Source organism: Streptomyces sp. 12E, from assembly GCF_055633275.1.
Window position 1 is genome coordinate 33,022 of the sequence record NZ_JBVNCJ010000002.1, and the last position, 17,122, is coordinate 50,143.

Annotated in this window: 16 protein-coding genes and 1 pseudogene; 11 read left to right on the forward strand and 6 right to left on the reverse strand. The window is 67.6% G+C overall.

Features of this window, described 5'->3' with window-relative positions; all coding sequences use genetic code 11:
* Window position 1: 1 nt before the first annotated feature.
* The gene (locus tag ACZ8ZB_RS34250; protein WP_470741700.1) at window positions 2-454 is read right to left on the reverse strand and encodes a replication/maintenance protein RepL; all 453 of its coding nucleotides are present in this window, start codon (window positions 452-454) and stop codon (window positions 2-4) included.
* Window positions 455-1,614: 1,160 nt separating this feature from the next.
* On the opposite strand from ACZ8ZB_RS34250, the gene ACZ8ZB_RS34255 reads away from it, so the two are divergent.
* From ACZ8ZB_RS34255 to ACZ8ZB_RS34280, 6 genes and pseudogenes are all read left to right on the forward strand, one after another.
* A complete protein-coding gene (locus ACZ8ZB_RS34255) occupies window positions 1,615-2,247 on the forward strand; it encodes a hypothetical protein (protein WP_470741701.1) in 633 nt (210 codons plus the stop codon).
* 41 nt (window positions 2,248-2,288) lie between these two features.
* Window positions 2,289-2,828 carry a hypothetical protein gene (locus tag ACZ8ZB_RS34260; RefSeq protein ID WP_470741702.1) on the forward strand — a complete coding sequence of 180 codons (540 nt, stop codon included), beginning with the start codon at window positions 2,289-2,291 and terminating at the stop codon, window positions 2,826-2,828.
* A complete protein-coding gene (locus ACZ8ZB_RS34265; protein ID WP_470741703.1) occupies window positions 2,825-4,033 on the forward strand; it encodes an MAB_1171c family putative transporter in 1,209 nt (402 codons plus the stop codon). Before ACZ8ZB_RS34260 ends, ACZ8ZB_RS34265 begins: the two co-directional genes overlap by 4 nt.
* A 98-nt stretch (window positions 4,034-4,131) precedes the next feature.
* Complete coding sequence (locus ACZ8ZB_RS34270; protein ID WP_470741704.1) at window positions 4,132-5,604, forward strand: amidase family protein; 1,473 nt, start codon at window positions 4,132-4,134, stop codon at window positions 5,602-5,604.
* A 1,147-nt stretch (window positions 5,605-6,751) separates the two neighbouring features.
* Window positions 6,752-7,343 (forward strand): annotated as a pseudogene (locus ACZ8ZB_RS34275) (IS6 family transposase).
* 818 nt (window positions 7,344-8,161) lie between these two features.
* Window positions 8,162-8,794: a MarR family transcriptional regulator gene (locus ACZ8ZB_RS34280; RefSeq protein WP_470741705.1), complete on the forward strand. Its 633-nt coding sequence runs from the start codon at window positions 8,162-8,164 to the stop codon at window positions 8,792-8,794.
* Window positions 8,795-9,343: 549 nt separating this feature from the next.
* Here the strand turns inward: ACZ8ZB_RS34280 and ACZ8ZB_RS34285 are convergent.
* The 4 genes from ACZ8ZB_RS34285 to tap form a co-directional block, all read right to left on the reverse strand.
* On the reverse strand, window positions 9,344-9,613 hold the full coding sequence (locus tag ACZ8ZB_RS34285; protein WP_470741706.1) for a hypothetical protein: 270 nt from the start codon (window positions 9,611-9,613) through the stop codon (window positions 9,344-9,346).
* Window positions 9,613-9,849 carry a hypothetical protein gene (locus ACZ8ZB_RS34290; RefSeq protein WP_470741707.1) on the reverse strand — a complete coding sequence of 79 codons (237 nt, stop codon included), beginning with the start codon at window positions 9,847-9,849 and terminating at the stop codon, window positions 9,613-9,615. Before ACZ8ZB_RS34290 ends, ACZ8ZB_RS34285 begins: the two co-directional genes overlap by 1 nt.
* A 257-nt stretch (window positions 9,850-10,106) precedes the next feature.
* Window positions 10,107-10,664: a telomere-protecting terminal protein Tpg gene (gene tpg, locus ACZ8ZB_RS34295; protein WP_470741708.1), complete on the reverse strand. Its 558-nt coding sequence runs from the start codon at window positions 10,662-10,664 to the stop codon at window positions 10,107-10,109.
* Between the two features lie 11 nt (window positions 10,665-10,675).
* A complete protein-coding gene (tap, locus tag ACZ8ZB_RS34300) occupies window positions 10,676-13,024 on the reverse strand; it encodes a telomere-associated protein Tap (protein ID WP_470741709.1) in 2,349 nt (782 codons plus the stop codon).
* A gap of 341 nt (window positions 13,025-13,365) precedes the next feature.
* Here tap and ACZ8ZB_RS34305 point away from each other — a divergent pair, with 341 nt between their 5' ends.
* Window positions 13,366-13,626 carry a hypothetical protein gene (locus ACZ8ZB_RS34305; RefSeq protein ID WP_470741710.1) on the forward strand — a complete coding sequence of 87 codons (261 nt, stop codon included), beginning with the start codon at window positions 13,366-13,368 and terminating at the stop codon, window positions 13,624-13,626.
* A gap of 6 nt (window positions 13,627-13,632) precedes the next feature.
* On the opposite strand, the gene ACZ8ZB_RS34310 is transcribed toward ACZ8ZB_RS34305, so the two are convergent.
* Window positions 13,633-14,250 (reverse strand): TetR/AcrR family transcriptional regulator, encoded by a 618-nt coding sequence (locus ACZ8ZB_RS34310; RefSeq protein WP_470741711.1) that lies wholly within the window; start codon window positions 14,248-14,250, stop codon window positions 13,633-13,635.
* Window positions 14,251-14,324: 74 nt separating this feature from the next.
* On the opposite strand from ACZ8ZB_RS34310, the gene ACZ8ZB_RS34315 reads away from it, so the two are divergent.
* From ACZ8ZB_RS34315 to ACZ8ZB_RS34330, 4 genes are all read left to right on the forward strand, one after another.
* On the forward strand, window positions 14,325-15,653 hold the full coding sequence (locus ACZ8ZB_RS34315) for an alpha/beta fold hydrolase (protein ID WP_470741712.1): 1,329 nt from the start codon (window positions 14,325-14,327) through the stop codon (window positions 15,651-15,653).
* A gap of 245 nt (window positions 15,654-15,898) precedes the next feature.
* Window positions 15,899-16,108 carry a hypothetical protein gene (locus tag ACZ8ZB_RS34320; RefSeq protein ID WP_470741713.1) on the forward strand — a complete coding sequence of 70 codons (210 nt, stop codon included), beginning with the start codon at window positions 15,899-15,901 and terminating at the stop codon, window positions 16,106-16,108.
* The gene (locus ACZ8ZB_RS34325; RefSeq protein WP_470741714.1) at window positions 16,060-16,575 is read left to right on the forward strand and encodes a hypothetical protein; all 516 of its coding nucleotides are present in this window, start codon (window positions 16,060-16,062) and stop codon (window positions 16,573-16,575) included. The genes ACZ8ZB_RS34320 and ACZ8ZB_RS34325 overlap by 49 nt, the downstream gene beginning before the upstream one ends.
* Window positions 16,576-16,579: 4 nt before the next feature.
* Entirely contained in the window at window positions 16,580-16,972 is a 393-nt protein-coding gene (locus ACZ8ZB_RS34330) for a hypothetical protein (protein WP_470741715.1), read from the forward strand.
* Window positions 16,973-17,122: the final 150 nt, after the last annotated feature.

The following is a 17,122-nucleotide window of genomic DNA, read 5'->3' on the forward strand; positions in this document are numbered from 1 at the left end:
ACTACCTCCCGTCCTCTGGAATCACGATGGTGCGCTCCCGGAGGAACTTTGCTCCAAGTCGTGCGATCAGGGCACGCTGCTTTCTACTGCCCCACCGGTAAGCGTATGTCGGGTTCACCTGCAGCACCCCCCGACGGACTTTCCAGGCAAAATGCCGGCCGTCGAGCTGGGTGAGGGCCTTGCTGACCTTCGGCTGGGAGCACCCGAAATGCCTCGCGAGCTCCTTCTGCGTGGTGTGCAGTTCGCCGCCCTCGTTGTGCTGGGTCGCCATGTGGTCCAGCAGGTCACGAGCCATGGGCGACAGACCGAACCGCCAGAGGTTCGCCTGGATGTCGGCATCGAGGCTGATGTGCTGGCCGCTGGCGAACTGGTACTTCTGTTTCGGCGGGTCCGAACTGATGATTCCGCCATTGCTCGCGACCTTGTCAAGTGCCTTGACCATGTCGCGCAGCACGTCGTTCGACGGTGCTGGTGGCGGTACGGGGGCAAGACGCTCCCGGACTGTCAGCGGCGGTGTTGCTGCTGCTAAGCGCCCTGCAGGTGTAGGCACTTGACCCCCTTCTTCCTCCGCCCTGAGTGCGTAAAATTTAACCCAGGACGCAACTTTTGCAGAGATCTATTCGCGTGACGCGGCGATGCCCTTGACCGTCGCGGTCTATGCCTCTATGTGGAATACATCGCCTCCGCTTCCGCGGTGATCTATTCACCCTGGGTGAATAGATCGCTCCCCTTTCTGCAGGTCAGAGGCCCGCTGCTATCTGTAAGAAGCTCGAGCTCCAGTCGCCCGCAACGCCGTGAGGGAAGCCCTGCGATCCTGGCGCAAGCCCTCCAGGCCTCGGGTGGTTCCCCCTGCCCGGCCCTGCCCCGACCCTGAGAAGCACCGTGGCTGAGCCCCTCAAGCCGTAAGAGGCGTGGCTGATACCGGCGAGGGTTGCTGGAGGCACACGCGCGCCGCCATCTGCGTCCGCGGGCACGTCGTGGCGGGCTTTCTGTGGCCGAGGCTCAGCCAAGGCGCCATGGTCTGCGGGCCAGGGTCAAAAGGGCATCGCGGCTCGGGTGACCCGTTCACCGCGATCGTCCGTGCACCTGCCCAACTCGACGGCGAGGCGGTGTACTGGGTACGGTCCTGGTTCCCTGTCAGGTGCGGACAACATGCGCACCGTGTCTCCTGCGGACACGGTGCGGTGGGCGCCGCCGCAGGTAATGACACAGACCAGGTCAATGTCGGCCTTGCGGCACGCGGTGACGTCCGTCAGTCCCGTAAGGACAGCCTGGATGGGGGCGCGCGTATCCTTGGCGAGGGGCGCTCCCTCCATGAAGAGGGGAAGCTCCACTGCGCTGGGCCACGGTGGCGAGGTGGTCCCGGGTGTCGGCGGTGTGTGTCCCGAATGCTGAGCTTTCATCCTGTCCGTCCCGTTGTGGGCGACTATTGTTCGAGTCTTCGCTCTATATCCGTCATCCCGGAAAAGGGTCCAGGCGGTCCTCCGGGGTAAAGGCGCACGCCGATCTCACTCGTTCCGGATCCATCTCAGTTGATACTGTCTGCGCAACCATTACCCAACTCTGTGCGACAGTCAACTGATGTTGATGGGCAGGACGAGAGGAAGCGGCACCGTGACGGATGCAGACGCCCCACCGACGCGCAGAGAAGCCACCGAGGCGGGCGTCGCTCTTGGGAGTTCGTTCGCCGAGCGGCTCGATCATCTGTGCAGGAACGATCCACGGGGGCCGTTCAGCAACGAGCAGGTGGCTGCGATGCTGGCGGAAGCGAACTTGCCCACAGCGTCGGGGACCTACATCTGGCAACTGAGGACAGGCAGACGGGACAACCCGACCAAGAACCACATCGAGAGCTTCGCCAAGCTGTTCGGCGTGCCGGTGACGTACTTCTTCGAAGGCACCACCGAGCAGGCTGTGAACAAGCTCTTGGTGATGCTCAACGACCTCAAGGAGAAACAGGGCGTCACCCCTGTTCAGCTTCATGCCCAACTCGAGTCACTCAGCGGCCTCCTCGAGTCCGGCGTCACCGCGGAGCAGGTCATCACCCAGCTTCAGACCCTTCACCGACTCAATGAGGCCGGCGTTACCCTGGACACCCTGAACCGCTTCGAGGACGCAGGTGTCACAAATATCGCGATGCGTGCTGTCGGCCTTTCCGAGAAGGGTCTCAGAGCCGCCGCGGCCATGCTCGACCAAGTCCGTCGCCTTGAGGGACTGCCGACCGAGTCCAATCAGGATCAGCCCTGATCCCTGTGGTCCTTGTCGCCCGTTCCTCGGGGAGAACTTCCATGCTGCGCCGCCGCCCACACACCGACGACACCAGTGATCCAGTACGCCGAGAGTGCCGGGACTTCGTCCATAACCTGCAGCTTCCTGCCGTTTCCAGCGTCCGGGAACTGCGGCCGTTCGTGGAGCAGTACATCGGCCAGCCGATTCACCTCCAGCCTGCTGAGGTCGGCGAGTCGGTCCCCTGCGGTATCTGGATCGCCACCAGCACGGTGAGCTACCTCTTCTACGACCCGGAGACCAGTCCGGCCCATCAAGACCACATCATTGCGCACGAATTCGCCCACATACTCAAGGGCCACAGCGGCTCAACGACGCTGACCGGGCCCGCCGTGGGCGGACTCCTCGGTCTCCTGGACCCCTCACTGGTCAAAGCCGTCCTGGGCCGCACCAACTACAGCGAGCGCGACGAACAGGAAGCCGAGATGGTCGGCTCCTTCCTCAAAGCACACACCAACTCGTACCGCCCTCCGGCCCGGAACGACAAGGCCTACCGCATCACGCGCACGCTGTTGCGCGGTGACCATCAAGAGAGACTGTGAAAGACATCCTGCACCCTCTGTGCCTAGTCATAGCCTGTGCGGGCTTTCTCGTCCTGCTCCGGGACCTCAAGCGGGACCGACGCGACCGCGCCCTGGTCGCTCTCACCGCGGCGTTCTTGGCCTCTGCGCTGAGCTACGCGGTGTCCATTACATGGGTGTGGGTGCACGTCGACGGCTTCTTCGGGGTTCCGAACATCGTCGTGCCGATCGCCCAGGGTTTCGTGATCCTGGTGCTGTCGCTTCAGAGCAGCGTCCTTGCGTACTGGTCAAAGCCACCGGAGGAAGCCCGACGCCGTTCGCGTCGCCTGCTGATCACCGGCGCAGTCGTGATCGTCGGTATGGCGGTGCTGTTCGCCCTGCTCACCCCGGCCACCCAGCGGCCCGTCGACTTTGCGATGTACTACGCGCATGATCCGTTCTACCAGGCCTACGTCCTGTTGTACTTCGGGACGTACACGGTCGCCGAAATCTACCTGGCCCGCGTCTGCTGGAAATACGCCCGCGAAGTCAGCGACCCGTGGATCAGCCGGGGTCTGCGGCTCATCACCGTCGGCGCCCTCATCACACTCGCCTACAGCGGAATCCGCCTCGCTGCAGTCGTCGGCGCCGAGGTCGGGTTCAGTGTCGACCATCTCAACGACTTCGCCTGGGCCTGCGGCGACATCGGTGCCACCCTCACCCAGGCTGGCTACTTCATGCCCATCGTCGCCACCCGTACCGCAGCCGCCGTCGCGTGGCACCTGGAGCATTACCAATACCAGCGCCTCGAGAAGCTGTGGCAGGCCATGGCGGACGCCGAACCGAGCATCGTCCTTGAGCAGCCCGTCGACGCGACCAAAGCACGACGCGCACGCCGTTCCGTCGACTTCCACCTGTACCGGCGTGCCGTCGAAATCCGTGACGGTCAGATCGAGCTCCGCCCCTACCTCGACCCGGCAGTCCGGGAAAAAGCCGAGTGTCGCCGCCGCGCTTGGTGGCGCTCAAGTGCACGGGTTGTTGCGGCGGTCACCGCAGACCAGATCCACGCTGCACTCGTCCAGAAGCAGTACGGGACGGTAGAAAAACCTGCCTCCTACGCTGACGCGGCCCTGAACACCTCCACCACCAGGAAAGACCTTCGCCATCTCGTCCGCGTAGCGGCCTACTTCTCCCCGCCAGCCGCACGCGGGGCGAAGCCGCAAAGCGCCACAAGAACCCGTACTTGAACCGTCGTACCCTGCTTGCCGCCGCCGCGACCAGCGCGGCCGCGGCCTGCCTGCCGAACATGACACACGCTGTCGCCGCGACCAGCGCAAAGGACGCCATGAGTACCACCGCCCCTTACCGCTCCTCCGCGCGCGCCCAGCTCCACGCGCTGCGCCGCCGGCAGATCACCGCCCGCTCACTGCTTGACCAGACGCTCGCGCACCTGGCGAAGGTCAACCCCGGCCTCAACGCCGTGGTGACGCTCGACATCGCCGGCGCCCGCGCCGCGGCCGACGCCGCCGACCGCCACCTCGCGACGACCGGCGCCACCCTCGGTCCCCTTCACGGTCTGCCCGTCACCGTCAAGGACGCCCTCGAAACCAAGGGCATGCGCACCACCTGCGGCTCCCCCGACCTGACCGACCACATACCCGCCCGGGACGCCGACGTCGTCGCCCTGCTGCGCGCGGCCGGCGCCATCATCGTCGGCAAGACCAACACGGCCACCATGTGCCAGGACATCCAGACGTCAAACCCGGTATTCGGCAGGACAAAGAACCCGTTCGACGAGACCAGGACCCCGGGTGGATCCTCCGGCGGTCCGGCCGTGGCCGTCGCCGCAGGCCTCACCTCGCTGGAAATCGGCTCCGACCTCGCCGGTTCCCTGCGCCTCCCGGCCGCCTACTGCGGCGTCTACGCCTTGCGTACCTCCCGGGGTGCTGCACCAATTGTGCCGACCCGCGGCCACATCCCGCGCCCGCCGGGATGGCTCACCAGCTCCGACATGCTCACCCTGGGCCCGATCGCCCGCACGGCCGCAGACCTGGACGTCCTCCTGGACGTGATCGCCGCCCCGGGCCCCGCCGACGGCGCCGCCTGGAGGATTGACCTCCCCGCACCGAAGTTCACCAGCCTGGGCCAGTACCGCGTCGGCATATGGGCAGATGACGAATACTGCCGGGTCGACTCCGCTACCCGTGGTCTCCTCGACCAGGTCGCCCGGCTCGTCCGCAACGCCGGAGCCACAGTCGACGACAGCTCCCGGCCTGTCGAGCTCGCCACCAGCGACCGGCTGTTCCAGCGCCTGATGTACGCCACCGGGTCCGCATCCGCAAGCGACGAGGCATTCGCCGCCGATTGCGAAGCCGCCGACGCGCTCACCGACGACGACCCCAACGCCCTCTACCTCAAGTCACGCACCATGCGGCACCGCGACTGGGCGCGCGCCGACGAGGACCGGCACAAACTGCGTGGCCGGTGGGCCGACTACTTCGCCGAGCACGACATCCTCATCACGCCGGCAGCGCCGACCGCGGCCGTCGACGACCAGACGTCCCTCCCGTCGCCCCAGCGATACATCACCGTCGACGGCAAGCGGCGTCCGTTCTTCGATCAGACGAGCTGGATCAACCTCGTCGGGCCCGTTGGCCTGCCGTCGATCGTGCTCCCGGCGGGCACCACGAACACCGGCCTGCCACTCGCCATCCAGATCATCGGCCCGTACCTGACCGACCGGACCCTGATCGCCGCGGCCCAACAGCTCTCCCGCATCCTCCCCACCCCTGCGGCCCCGCCCGCCTTCACTGCCTGAATCAGAATCATTCTTGCCCAATTGGTCCACACCCCCGGAGGCGCCGGCGGTGACGGGTGCGCGGTCGGGCTGCGCGTTCATCGGCTGTTCCTCCCGGCGCGCGTACTGTCACAGTACGCGCGCCGGGTGGCCGTGAATGCGGGCATGGACGGATCTGAGACTTCCCTTGATGTGGGACACCTGGAGACTGGGATCTTGAAGTTTCAGAAGAAATAGCACCAGATGGGAAGTACGTACACGAAGCGGTGCTCCAAGGAGTTCAAGCGGAACGCAATCACGCTCGTCGATTCCTTGGTCAGGCCGGTCACTTCCGTCGCCTGGGAGCTCGGTGTCAGTTCCAATTCCCTGCGCGGCTGGTACCGCCGGACGATCGTCCGACCCTGTGCAGCCCTATTCTGCGGCGTTGTGCCCATGAGGCCGGAAGATCGCACGAGGCTTCCGGGTGCCGGGCATGCAAGAGCATGAAGTACAACAGCGCGACGCCCAGGAGCCTCGTCTCACGCCCTGCCCGCCGACGAGGCTTTTCGGCTCCGGCGGGCCAGAGGTGAAAGATGGTGAGTCAGGGCCTACTTCTTTACGTAAAGCACCTGGTATAGAAGCGGAAGGTCCACTCCTCCGCGGTACTCCGCGTGACACAAATAGGAGGTCCAGCGCCCCTCTGCAACGCCCTTCTTTCCTTGGGATTCGCAGTAGGCAGCGCTACCGAACCAGGCGGCCTCATAGACGAAGCCATCCGGCGGATTCCAAGCAGATACGCTGCTGATCGACGTGTCAGAGGAGTTGCCCGCAGCCGCCGCGACTGGAGCAAGAGTTATTAAAGCAGCGCCAACAGCGAGTGCTGTGATACAGGCTCGGGAAGTACGTGACATTTTCCGTCCTCTTTCGTGAGGTGCAGGATAGGTACTGCCGCAACCAACCATAGGGCATCGACGGAAGCGATTACATCGATTCAGGTAAGCGCGTTCATTGGGTGAACTTATTTTTCGGTGTTAAATCAGGAATGTTCTGTATGCCGTGGTTGCGGAGCACAGCCACGGCCGCGCGATGGCCGCACATGCCGTGCGCCGAAGGACCGGGGTGGGCACTGCCGCGTTGACTGACCAGGTGGGATGACCTTCTGGTTGGTCATGCCGGGGAGGGGTCGTCCGTGGACAGCGCGCCACCGTCGTACAAGGGGCACCGGTATCCGGTGGAGATCATCTCCCACTGTGTACGGCTCTACCGCCGCTTCCCGCTGTCGTTCCGGGAGGTCGAAGGAGCTGCTGCTCGAGCGCGGCGTGTTCGTCTCCCACGAGACGGTCCGCCGCTGGTGTGCCAAGTTTGGGCAGGCCTACGCAGGCACGCTGCGCTGTCGGCGGCCTCGGCCTGGGAGCAAATGGCATCTGGACGAGGTCTTCGTCAGGACCGACGGAGAGCGGAAGCGCCTGTGGCGGGCCGTGGACCAGGACGGCAACGTGCTGGACATCCTCGTGCAGAACCGGCGGGACAAGGCTGCGGCCGGGCGCTTCTTCCGCAGGCTGCTGGAGAGGACCGGTGCGGTGCCGTGGGTGGTAATCACCGACAAGCTGCGTTCCTACGGCGCGGCCCAGCGGTTCCTGGCCGCGTTCAGCGGCATCTCACCCCGTTTCAGACCCCGCCGCCACCTGATGACCGCCACCGCTTACCGAGCCGAGACGGCCCTCCGCTTCACCATCTGGGGGCAGGTCACCGGTGCCGCCAGCCGTCCCACCACGGCCTGAGCACAGGCCCCGAACCGGGCCCCGACACCCTCCGACGCACCATCAGACAGTCACGCAGCCAACAACGTGACAACGCCCTGCTGGCGCCGGAACGAGAGTCGACGGCATGGCCCCGACCGGCCAGCGTCGGCGCTCAGCGTGCCGCGTCCAGCCACGAGCTTCAAAGACATGGGTAGTCCCGCGCAGCATCCCGGCGAGTGGTGGCGAGCGACGTAATGGTCGACGGGGACTCAGGCGACATCGGGTGGGGCAACGCTGCCCACACGATTGGTGAACCAGTCAGTCGGCCTTTCCCACCTTGATCCTCAGCCCAAGACAGTCAGCCACAGCGAGACGGTCAGCCGAGGGCGCTGGTGCGCGTGTGCCTCGATCAAGCTCCTCCGGGCCCGAGCCACGCTTGTGCTGTTGATGAACCCGTCAGTGACGACCACAGAAAGGTGTGAAGGGTGCGAAGTCCTACCCCGAGGACCGGAGCGCTTGCGCGAGGACCGCAGGGCCACCCGTACGTGGCGGGGCGGTGCGGGGGCCTTGTGGTGTACTGAGAACACGGAGCCGCCGCAGCCCTCTGACCTGGGTAAACGTCCGTTGTATGGGCATCCTAGGATGCCGATATCGGCATCCTAGGATGCCCATACATGGCGTGTCAGGTAATGTCGTCTATGGTCATCGAAGGAACCTCAGGGTTCCTTCGATGACGGCCGACGACATGTCGCTCCTGGTCATCGAGGGAATCGCTGGGTTCGCTCAGATACCCCACACGACATGTCGTTGCTGGTAATCTCCTGCTGTCAGGGAAACGCCCAGGTCAGGGGTCGGGAGTGCCAAATCAGGGGCGCAGTGGACGCAGCCGAGAGCTGATCAACACCGCGACCGGTGAGGTTCATGAACTGTGGGAGCCGGACGAGGCCAGTCCACGTCGGTCCTACAGCTTCGGCGGCCGGTTCGGGCAGTTCTCCTTCGCCCGCGTCCTGGAGATGCTCAGGGCAGACTCCGGGATCACCGGTGATGACTTTCGCGTGTTCTTCTACTGCGGGATCATGACGTATGAGAAGGGCGGCGCAACTGCGAAGGAGGCCGCCGAGTACCTGGGGCTGACTCCGCAAGCAACGAGGAGGATCGCCAAGAAGCTGGCTGAGAACAAGATCTTCCTGGTGGCCGAGATGATCGGCCGGACGATCAAGTATCGAGCGAGCCCGCACATCGTCTCCAGCCTCACCGGGGCGGAGCAGTCCGAGGAAGCCTCCGCCTACCACCTGCCGACTATGCCGGGGCGCTCCGGCGCAGCATCGAAGGGCCCGACCAATGCCACGCCAAAGCCCGTATCCGGAACTCGACGCTCTTCAGGGGCGCATAAGCGAACTGCCGCACCTGAAGCAGAACATCGTGATGACGTACGCGATCCTGGGCGGTCTGGAGCACAGCGTCGAACGAACCGGCGTCGTGCTGGCTGAGCGCCTGGGCGTGCCCGCCTCGCACTTCTCTCGAGCCCGCCGTGAGTTGGAAAACGACGGATGGCTCGAGTACACGCACAGCGAGGGGCAGGTCAAGTTCTTCCGCTTGGGTGAACGGGCCACCGGTCGCCAGGTAGTAACGCCGTTGCGAAGCCGGCCCACAGGCTGAACGAGCGCACCGCACAGGGGTGGGAAGACTGCTGTCTTCCCACCCCTTCTGCGCGGCCCGACGTGTTCGGCGGCGATGCGGTAGACGCGGGGGCCGGGTTTCGCGACGTCGATGCAGGCGGTGTTCACCAGTCCAGCGGCACCCGATTCGGGTGGCGAGTGCTTCACGGGTCGGAGCGGCGAGCACTGCCCGAGAGTCCTAGGGCGCCTGCGTTTGTCCTCCTGGCGTAGGTCCAGACCTTCCGCTGTGTGGTGAAACGAGCAGCCCTTGTGCGCCGACTAACCCGTGCGAATACTGCACTGCGCTGCCCGCCGGAGCCGCCTGCAATACCTGGGCAGCATGTGCAGCGCTCGGGGGCAGCACCACGGTAGTAGCAGCGGCTAGACCTCGATGAAGGCGACGACGACTACGGTGCGCAGAGCGCTGACCCAGTACAGAAGCCGGACGCGTTCGATGTCGTCGATGTACTGGCGCAGCTGCGGACCGGTGCTGTCGTGAGGGAGCGGCTCGCCGGCATCAGGGTCAACGGAGATGACGACCAGGGCACGGTCCAGGGCGTGCAGCTCGGCCTCGCTGGTGATGGAGTCCAGCTGCTTGGCGGCGGAGTCGGAGAAGACGATTCGCGCGCGGCGGCCGTGCTGCGGGACCATCAGGCTACAGCTGGGCGCTGGGCTGCGAGCCGGGCAAGGTGGGCCTCGCGCAGCTCTTCCCACGGCGTGCAGTCCTCCACCGAGGGCAAGCCGTTGGTGGCGATGTCCTCCAGGACGGCGGCGAGCTGGTCGGCGTTCTCGCGGGTCCTGGCCGCGTACGCACGGACGGCCTCGGCGGCGGCGGGCTCCAGCTGCTGCCGGGCGGTGGTGTCGGCGGGGGCCGGCTTCTCGCTCATCGGTGCCTCCAATGCCCGGGTCTGGCGTGTGCAACCACGGTATCGGGTGGGCGCGGCCGCAGGGGGCCACTCCGCATCACCTGGTCGTTCTCCATCACCGGTGGCCGGAGCAGTGATCGGTGTCGGGGGCCGTCATCGTAGCTTCGCTCGACGAGCTGATGGGCACATAGCCGCCGACGATCCAAGCCCCCGCGGATACGCGAGCGAGCCCCGGACCGCATCGGTCCTGGGCTCGCGGGCTGTTCGGAGAGCTTCTGCTACAGCTCGAACTCGAGGTGCTCGATGTCCGTGAAGCGGACCTCCTCCAGGGAGCCGGCGCGGCGGCCGCTGTCCTGGAAGTACACCTCCTTGAGCGCTTCGGCCGCGATCTCCTTGAGCTGCTGGTCGCCGGCGCCGGCCTCCTGGGCGTCGAAGAGGCGGGCGGCGTACTGCGGGGGCAGGGCGACGGTCAGGTGCCGGATGCGGTCCTGGTCGGTGGAGCCGATCGGCGCGGTGTAGCCCATGCGGGCGCGGGTGTCGATGACGATGCCGCCCGTGCTGGCCGCCTTCGCCTTGGCCTTCGCCCGGATCTGCGGCTGCCACCGCTTCTTCACCTCGCGCTCCAGACGCGCGGCGAGGTCCGGGCGGGGTTTCTTGATCTGGTCCTTCACGTACCGCTCGACGGTGCGCTGGGAGATGCGCAGCGTCTGGGCGACCGCCTTCGTGCCCTTGAGCTGCTTGACCAGGTACCGCATCTGCGCACCCGCGCTCTTGGGTGCCGGGCGGGTGAACGCCTTGTGCACCGCGGCGTCCAGGCCGTCCCCGAACAGGCTCATCGTGGCCCTCCCTACTCTCCGTTGTCGACGTCGGTGACGGTGCCGTCCTTGATGTACCGGGCGAGGTTGAGCTCCGGCGCGTTGAACCGCTCGCGAACTCCCTCGCCCCACAGGACGGTCTGGGTGCCCTCGTGCTTGACCAGGCCCGGGTTGATGCCGAGCTTGAAGCCGCCGGGCAGCGGCTTGCCCTCCCGGTAGGGCAGGAAATCCAGCGGGCTGGTGCCGTCGGTGGCGTAGACGACGCAGTCGGACAGGATCGCGACCGGGTACTGCCCGGTGAACGCCGCGTGCTTGACGATCTTGCGGTGCAGGTTGATCCGGGTGCGGGAGATGACGGCCGCGCGGATGTCCGGCCGCCAGGTCGGGCGGGACAGCGCCCGCCACGGCTGCCCGGGCCGCCAGCCCTCGCCCCGCGGGCGTTCGCGCAGCTTGCCCAGGCCGCCCTTCACCGTCGCCTTGATCGCCGAGACGACGATCGCCAGGTCCGGGTCACGGTCCTTGTAGCCGTCCATCGCGGCGAGGAAGTCGGCCGGGGCAAGGTCGGCGCCGACGCCGAGGTCGGCCATCGTGGCGAGGTAGGCATCGCGGAGCCGGTTGTACCAGCCGTCCAGGTAGCGGCCGTTGTCGTACCGGACCCACGCCTCGATCGGGCGCACCTCGTAGCCCAGCTCCGCCGCGTACGCCACGGTGGGCGTCGCGTACCAGGCCGGGGCGGCCGGGCGCTCGCCCTTCGGCGTGAAGGGGGAGGGCAGCAGGCGGCCGTCCAGCTCCACCCATTCCTTGCCGACCTTCACGCGGGACAGGTCGACGTGGGAGAGGTCGACCAGCCACGAGCCGGGCAGCTTCGGGTCGAACGCGGGGGCCTTGACGTGCGTCGCTTCGCCCAGGCCGACGTTCAGACCGTTGGCGCCGGCGGCGAAGGCCATGTTGACGTCGATGCCGACCAGGTGCCGCAGGGTGCACTCGGCGTCCGTCATCGGCCGTGCCCAGTCGTATGCCTCCTCGAACAGCTTCTCGCCGGGGCCGCGCACGTGGAAGCGGGGCAGGTCCTTGAGGACGGGGTGGCCGTCGGGAACCTCGCACGGCGGCCAGTTCATCGGGTCGATGGCGTCCTTGCCCAGCGAGCCGGGGTTGTGCTCGGAGTGCCGCTTGCCGTCGGTGTCCGGCTCGGAGGCCCGCGTCGGCGGGTGCAGCGCGGTCATCAGCTCCAGGCCCGTCACGGCGGTGGAGCCGCGCGGCGTCATCACCCGCGAGGCGTACACGCCCAGCACGCGGGCGAGTTCGGCCGGCGGGAGCTGCCCGGCCTCGCCCCAGTGCCGTGTGTCCAGCGCGTGCCACGAAGGAATACACAGCTGCACGCAGGCCCGCTCCGAGCCGGTCGCGGGACGGTAGATCCGCGCCCACGGGCCGAAGCCCCTCTTTGTCAGCTTCCACTCCGCGCGTGCGAGTTGCTTGATGACCTTGTGGCCTTCCGGGATCCGCCCGGCGTGCTTCTCCTCCTCCGTGAGCGTGACGGGGAGGCCGTAGCGCTCCAGCGCGGCCTCGGTGAGCACGATCAGCGGGTCGGCGTCCTTGCCGGGCCCGGCGAGCTTCGGCTGCCCGAGCTTCGCCTCCTTGAGTGTCCAGTCGATCAGGGCCGGGATGCTTTTGGCGGGCACGTCCAGGACCAGGCCGCCGGTGCAGTACGCCAGCACCTGGCCGTCCTCGACGTCGACGACCGCCAGCGGACCGTTCTCGAACCGCGGATCGGCGGAGCCCGCCGGGGCGCTGGCCGGGGCCGCCTTCTTCGCACCCGGGCGGCGCGACGTCGACGACGTCCTGGTGGTGCGCGCCGGACGCAGCGCGGCCGCCGGAGCAGCGACGACAGGGACAGGGGTCTGGGTGTTCTCGGTTGCAGTCATGGCCGCAGCCTCGGACGCCTCCCCTGTGGACAGAGTCCGCGCTTCCGCCGGGGCCGCCTCCCGCGTCCCGGGACGGCGCGACCTGGTGGGGTGACCAGATGCGACCACTTCGTCGATTAGAGCATCCGAAACTTCCGGCATTTGGCCTGTCGGCACGGGCGCGCTGGCGAACGCGGCGGGTACCGAGGCAGCTGGCGCCTCCGGCGTTTCGGGTGCCGGATAGAGCTCCGCGAGCTGCTTGAGCAGCCGGGCGTACGCCTCACGCTCCGGACCGCGCGGCTCGGTCGGCTTCTTCGTCGACTCCCAGGCGGACACCGTGGCCCGACGCACCTTCAGCGCGCCGGCGACTTCGTCCAGCGTCAGGCCGTGCGCGGTGCGCAGCCGCTTGCGCTCCTCGGCCGGCGGCAGCGGCGAGCGGGACGCGACCAGCGCGTCGACCGCGTCGAACAACTCGGACATGGAACACCTCCTGACCCACACCCTACTCCGTAACCGTAAAGTCAGCGTAACTTTACCGTACAAATACCGTGCGAGGCGCGTTCGAAGGGAGCAATGCCGGGGCAGCTTCGACCTCGCCCTACCGCGGACATGGCTCGGGGGCACGATGAGAGCCAGCCGAACCGACCGCGCGGAGACCACCGTCTGGACCTCGGCTGGCTCATCCCGGCGGCCTGGACCTACGTCAGCGACTTCGTGTGGGAACCCCTCGCCCCACCCGACAGCACGGGGCCACCTGCGGGCGACCCTACGGAACCCCCTGCAAACACGAGCACGCCTGCATCCGTTGTCCAGTCCTCCAGATGGATCCTCACCAGCGGCCCCGCCTCTTGGAGATCATCCAGAACCTCCGCGAGCGCATCCGCGAGGCCCGCGCCAACGGCTGGCTTGGCGAGGTCGAGGGACTCCAAGTCAGCTTTGACGCCGTGATGGCCAAGCTCAACAGCCTTAAACGGGCTCCGACCGATGGCCGGCCGCAGCTGGTTGACCTTGGCATGCCGGTCTTCACCGGCCACGCACCACGGCTTCAGCCAGGATCGGGAGAGTCCGGGTACCGGCCCTGATCCTGCTCACCGAGCGAGTTCGGCCTGGCGAAGACTGCGGAACACCTCCGCGGTAGTCCATCCGCGCAGCGTGGCGTGAACCGTCGAGCGGAAGGCGGCTTCGGCCGTGGTGGCGTCGAGGGCCCCGGCCAGTTCGAGGGTCACGAGCCCGTGCAGGGTGGCCCAGATCGACAGGGCGATCGCCGTTGCGTCGCCAGCGAGGGCGGACGCCGTCAAGGCGCGATCGACCGCCGCGAGGAGCGGACGGATCGGGTCGCCGGCGCCGACCTCTCCCGACGGGTCGAAGGACTGCACACCACCGAAGAGCACCGTGTACAGGTGGCTGTGTCCGCACCCCCAACGACGGTAGGCGACGGCCAGCGCGTAGAGGTCGGCGAGAGGGTCCGCGGAGGTCCGCACCGCCGACAGGTCCTGGAACAGGCCGGCGACGGCCCTGTCGCGCACCGCACCGATCAGTCCGTCCTTGCCGCCGAACAAGGAGTACACCGCCGTCGTCGACGCCTCGGCGGCAGCGGCCACGGCGCGGACCGTGACCGACTCCCGCGGACGGGTGGCGAGCATCTCGGTCGCGCACTCCACAAGCCGCTCTTTGACGGCCTCGTCGTTCGTTCTGGGCCTACCCATGGGCAGCAGTCTACCTCCTTTGGTAACGTTGTTTTGAAACGATGTTCTGAAACTGTCGGAGGTCCGTCGTGTCCATGTCCGTCATACGTCTCGTCCGCTTCACCGGACGCTTACTGCCGGCCCTGGCCGCCGTCGTGACGATGGTCGTCGTCTTTCTCGCACTGATCGCCCTCACGGACGGGGCGGGTTCGGGGTTCGCCGCGTGGTTGACGACCCTCGGGGTCGGGGCTGTCTTCGCGCTGTGGCGCGGCCGGCACCGCACCTGGCCGACGAGACTCGTGCCGTTCCTGCCGGTGATCGTCGCGGCGGCGCTGACGGCGACGGTCTGCATCCCGACCGTGCCCACGGCCAGGCGGTACCCGCCCGCGCTGCCGTTCGTGTCCACTCAGCATTGGAACCTGGCCACGGGCAGCCGGGTCGCGGTGTATCACTACCCGCCCGCGAACCCCGGCCCCCGGCATCCCGTCCCCTTCGTGTACCTCCACGGAGGACCCGTCCGCGGCATCTCCGTGCAGGACCACCGGTTCCTGCGACACCTGGCACGCCAGGGCCACGACGTCTACGCCTACGAACAGGCCGGCGGCGGACGGAGCGACCTGCTCCCCATGGGCCAGTACACGATCTCCAGGTCGGTCCGTGACCTCGCCGCCTTCGTCGACCGCCTGGACAAGGGCAAGGTCGACGTCCTCGGATTCTCCTCAGGCGGAGTCGTGCTCACCCGGGCCCTGGCCGACCCTGGCGTCGCCGCGCGCCTGCACCGGGCGGTCATCGCCGAGCCCGGGCCCATGGACGGCCCCACCACACGCATCGCCGGGCACAAGGGCCGGGCATCCGCACGGGGCCTCGCGCCGGCCCCGACCGGACCGCGATCGACGCACGTCCCCCGGTACGCCGTGGCATTCGGCCTCATGCGACTCGGTCTCCTCACCCCCGGCACCGGTCTGATCGGACAGGCCGAAGGCGACAACGCCTTCACCGCCGCCGACCTCGGCAGCGACACCGCATCCGCCTACTGCGCGCGCGACGCGCACCGCATCCCCACCGAGGACACCGCGCAGAACTTCTCCTTCAGTCCCGCCGCCAGCCTCCGCATCCAGCAGACGGTCAAGGACTCACCCTCCGTCGCCCCGCAGCTGAGGCGCTCCCGGACCCCCGCGATGCTGATGATCGCCGAGTGCTCCTCCCAGGTCCGCCAATGGGCGACCGCCGTGCTTGCCAATGCCCCCGCCATCCAGCGCACGCAGTACATGCCCGGAGTCGGACACCACATGTGGAACGGTCTCGACGACAACAACGACCGGGCCGTCGCCGTCATCACTGCGTTCCTTCAGGACAAGCCAGCCCCCCTGCCGAACTACCCGACCCGCGACGAGATCCCTGCCTTCCTGCGCGACCACAAATGAAGACGTGCCGCCCGGCGCCGGCAAAAGAGGTCGACACCTCGAAGCCGCCTGGGCCCTGCGCGAACTACAGCCAAGGACGAGCTCTTGGTCCGGAAAAGGGCCAGCGGTCTTACCGAACTCCTCGCCCGAGAACTCCGCGACCGCGGCCGCGAGGCCGTAGTCGAGCACCTACACGTCCATCTCCCTCGCGTCCTCAAGACGCCCGCCGACCCCCGCACCGCCAACCCCGAGCAGGAGACCGCCCGATGATCCGTCGCTTCCGCCGCTGCGGCCACGGCCCCGGCGCCCTCACACCCGAGGACCAGGCCGTCGTCGACCAGTTCCTCGCGATGCTCACCGCCCTGCGCAACCCCGAGCCCTGGACACCCGGCAGCGCCCGGGACATCGCCGTGCGTGTCGGCCGTTCGTGGAACGCGCGCACACCCGGCCCGGCGACGGCCACGGCCCCGAGATGATCGCCGTCGTCCTGGTCCATCCTGACACCCCGCACGCCGCGGCCTGTCTCCACGGCCGCCAGCTCGGCTACACCGACTGCGGCCGGCTGCGCTGCGAAACGAACGCGACCCTCGGCTTCTGGCAGCCCGGCTACGCGATGCTCACCCACGCCGCCGCGAACCTGCCCCTGCCCGACGAGGTCGGCATGGACCCCGCCCACTACGCCCTCTCCATCGAGGTCCGCGAACGCGACGACAGCCGCGACGGCTACACCCTGCTGCGCCTCGGCCCCTGCACCCAGACCCGGCACGCCCAGCACGACTACGACCGGATCACCGCCGCGCTGGAGGGGCGGAAAACCACGGTTGTGCCCGGACACCGCGTCTCTGCGCGGTACGCGCCGCTCGACGTCAGCGACCACCAGCTGTTCGCCGACCCGTACGAGGTCGACGCCGTGGCGCTCCTGGACGCCGCCGTCGCGGGGTGAGCGCGTGACCGCCCCGGCCCTGTACGAGATCGAGACCAGCGAGGGCGACGACGGCACCATGCACCCCGCCGAACAGCTCTGGACCCCCGACGAGGAAGCGGTGGAGAACGGCTTCCTCGCTCACGGTGACCTGCAGGTCACCGGCCTCGACGGCCCTAACGACGCTCACCTGTGTCCGGTCGCGTTCCTCTTCCTTGGACACCAGCGATGGGCCGGCATCATCGAGGCCGCCGTCGCGTACATGGCCCGTGTCCACAGATGGCGGAACCTCCACCTCTACCCTGGTGACGACCCGGCGGTGCTCATCCTCCGCATCCCGTGCCGCCCTCACACACGGCGTCGACGTTCGGGAAGCACCGTCGAACTCATTCAGCGAGTGCCAGCAACCAGCCGCTAGCCGCTTGGAAACAACTGTTTCCAAGTCGTTCGATCCACATCGAACGCTGAGCATCCGAGCCAGCGGGGGCCCAGACACTGAGCGCTGACGCGTGATTCGTACATGCCGAAGGCCCGGTCTTCCCGATCGATCGGGAAGACCGGGCCTTTC

What these genes read in the sequence shown, in the direction of transcription:
- ACZ8ZB_RS34290 (WP_470741707.1), bottom strand. Translation starts at nt 9,849, where the DNA reads ATGAGCGAGAAGCCGGCCCCCGCCGACACCACCGCCCGGCAGCAGCTG.
- tpg (WP_470741708.1), bottom strand. Translation starts at nt 10,664, where the DNA reads ATGAGCCTGTTCGGGGACGGCCTGGACGCCGCGGTGCACAAGGCGTTC.
- tap (WP_470741709.1), bottom strand. Translation starts at nt 13,024, where the DNA reads ATGTCCGAGTTGTTCGACGCGGTCGACGCGCTGGTCGCGTCCCGCTCG.
- ACZ8ZB_RS34270 (WP_470741704.1), top strand. Translation starts at nt 4,132, where the DNA reads ATGAGTACCACCGCCCCTTACCGCTCCTCCGCGCGCGCCCAGCTCCAC.
- ACZ8ZB_RS34305 (WP_470741710.1), top strand. Translation starts at nt 13,366, where the DNA reads ATGGATCCTCACCAGCGGCCCCGCCTCTTGGAGATCATCCAGAACCTC.
- ACZ8ZB_RS34310 (WP_470741711.1), bottom strand. Translation starts at nt 14,250, where the DNA reads ATGGGTAGGCCCAGAACGAACGACGAGGCCGTCAAAGAGCGGCTTGTG.
- ACZ8ZB_RS34260 (WP_470741702.1), top strand. Translation starts at nt 2,289, where the DNA reads ATGCTGCGCCGCCGCCCACACACCGACGACACCAGTGATCCAGTACGC.
- ACZ8ZB_RS34320 (WP_470741713.1), top strand. Translation starts at nt 15,899, where the DNA reads ATGATCCGTCGCTTCCGCCGCTGCGGCCACGGCCCCGGCGCCCTCACA.
- ACZ8ZB_RS34285 (WP_470741706.1), bottom strand. Translation starts at nt 9,613, where the DNA reads ATGGTCCCGCAGCACGGCCGCCGCGCGCGAATCGTCTTCTCCGACTCC.
- ACZ8ZB_RS34315 (WP_470741712.1), top strand. Translation starts at nt 14,325, where the DNA reads ATGTCCGTCATACGTCTCGTCCGCTTCACCGGACGCTTACTGCCGGCC.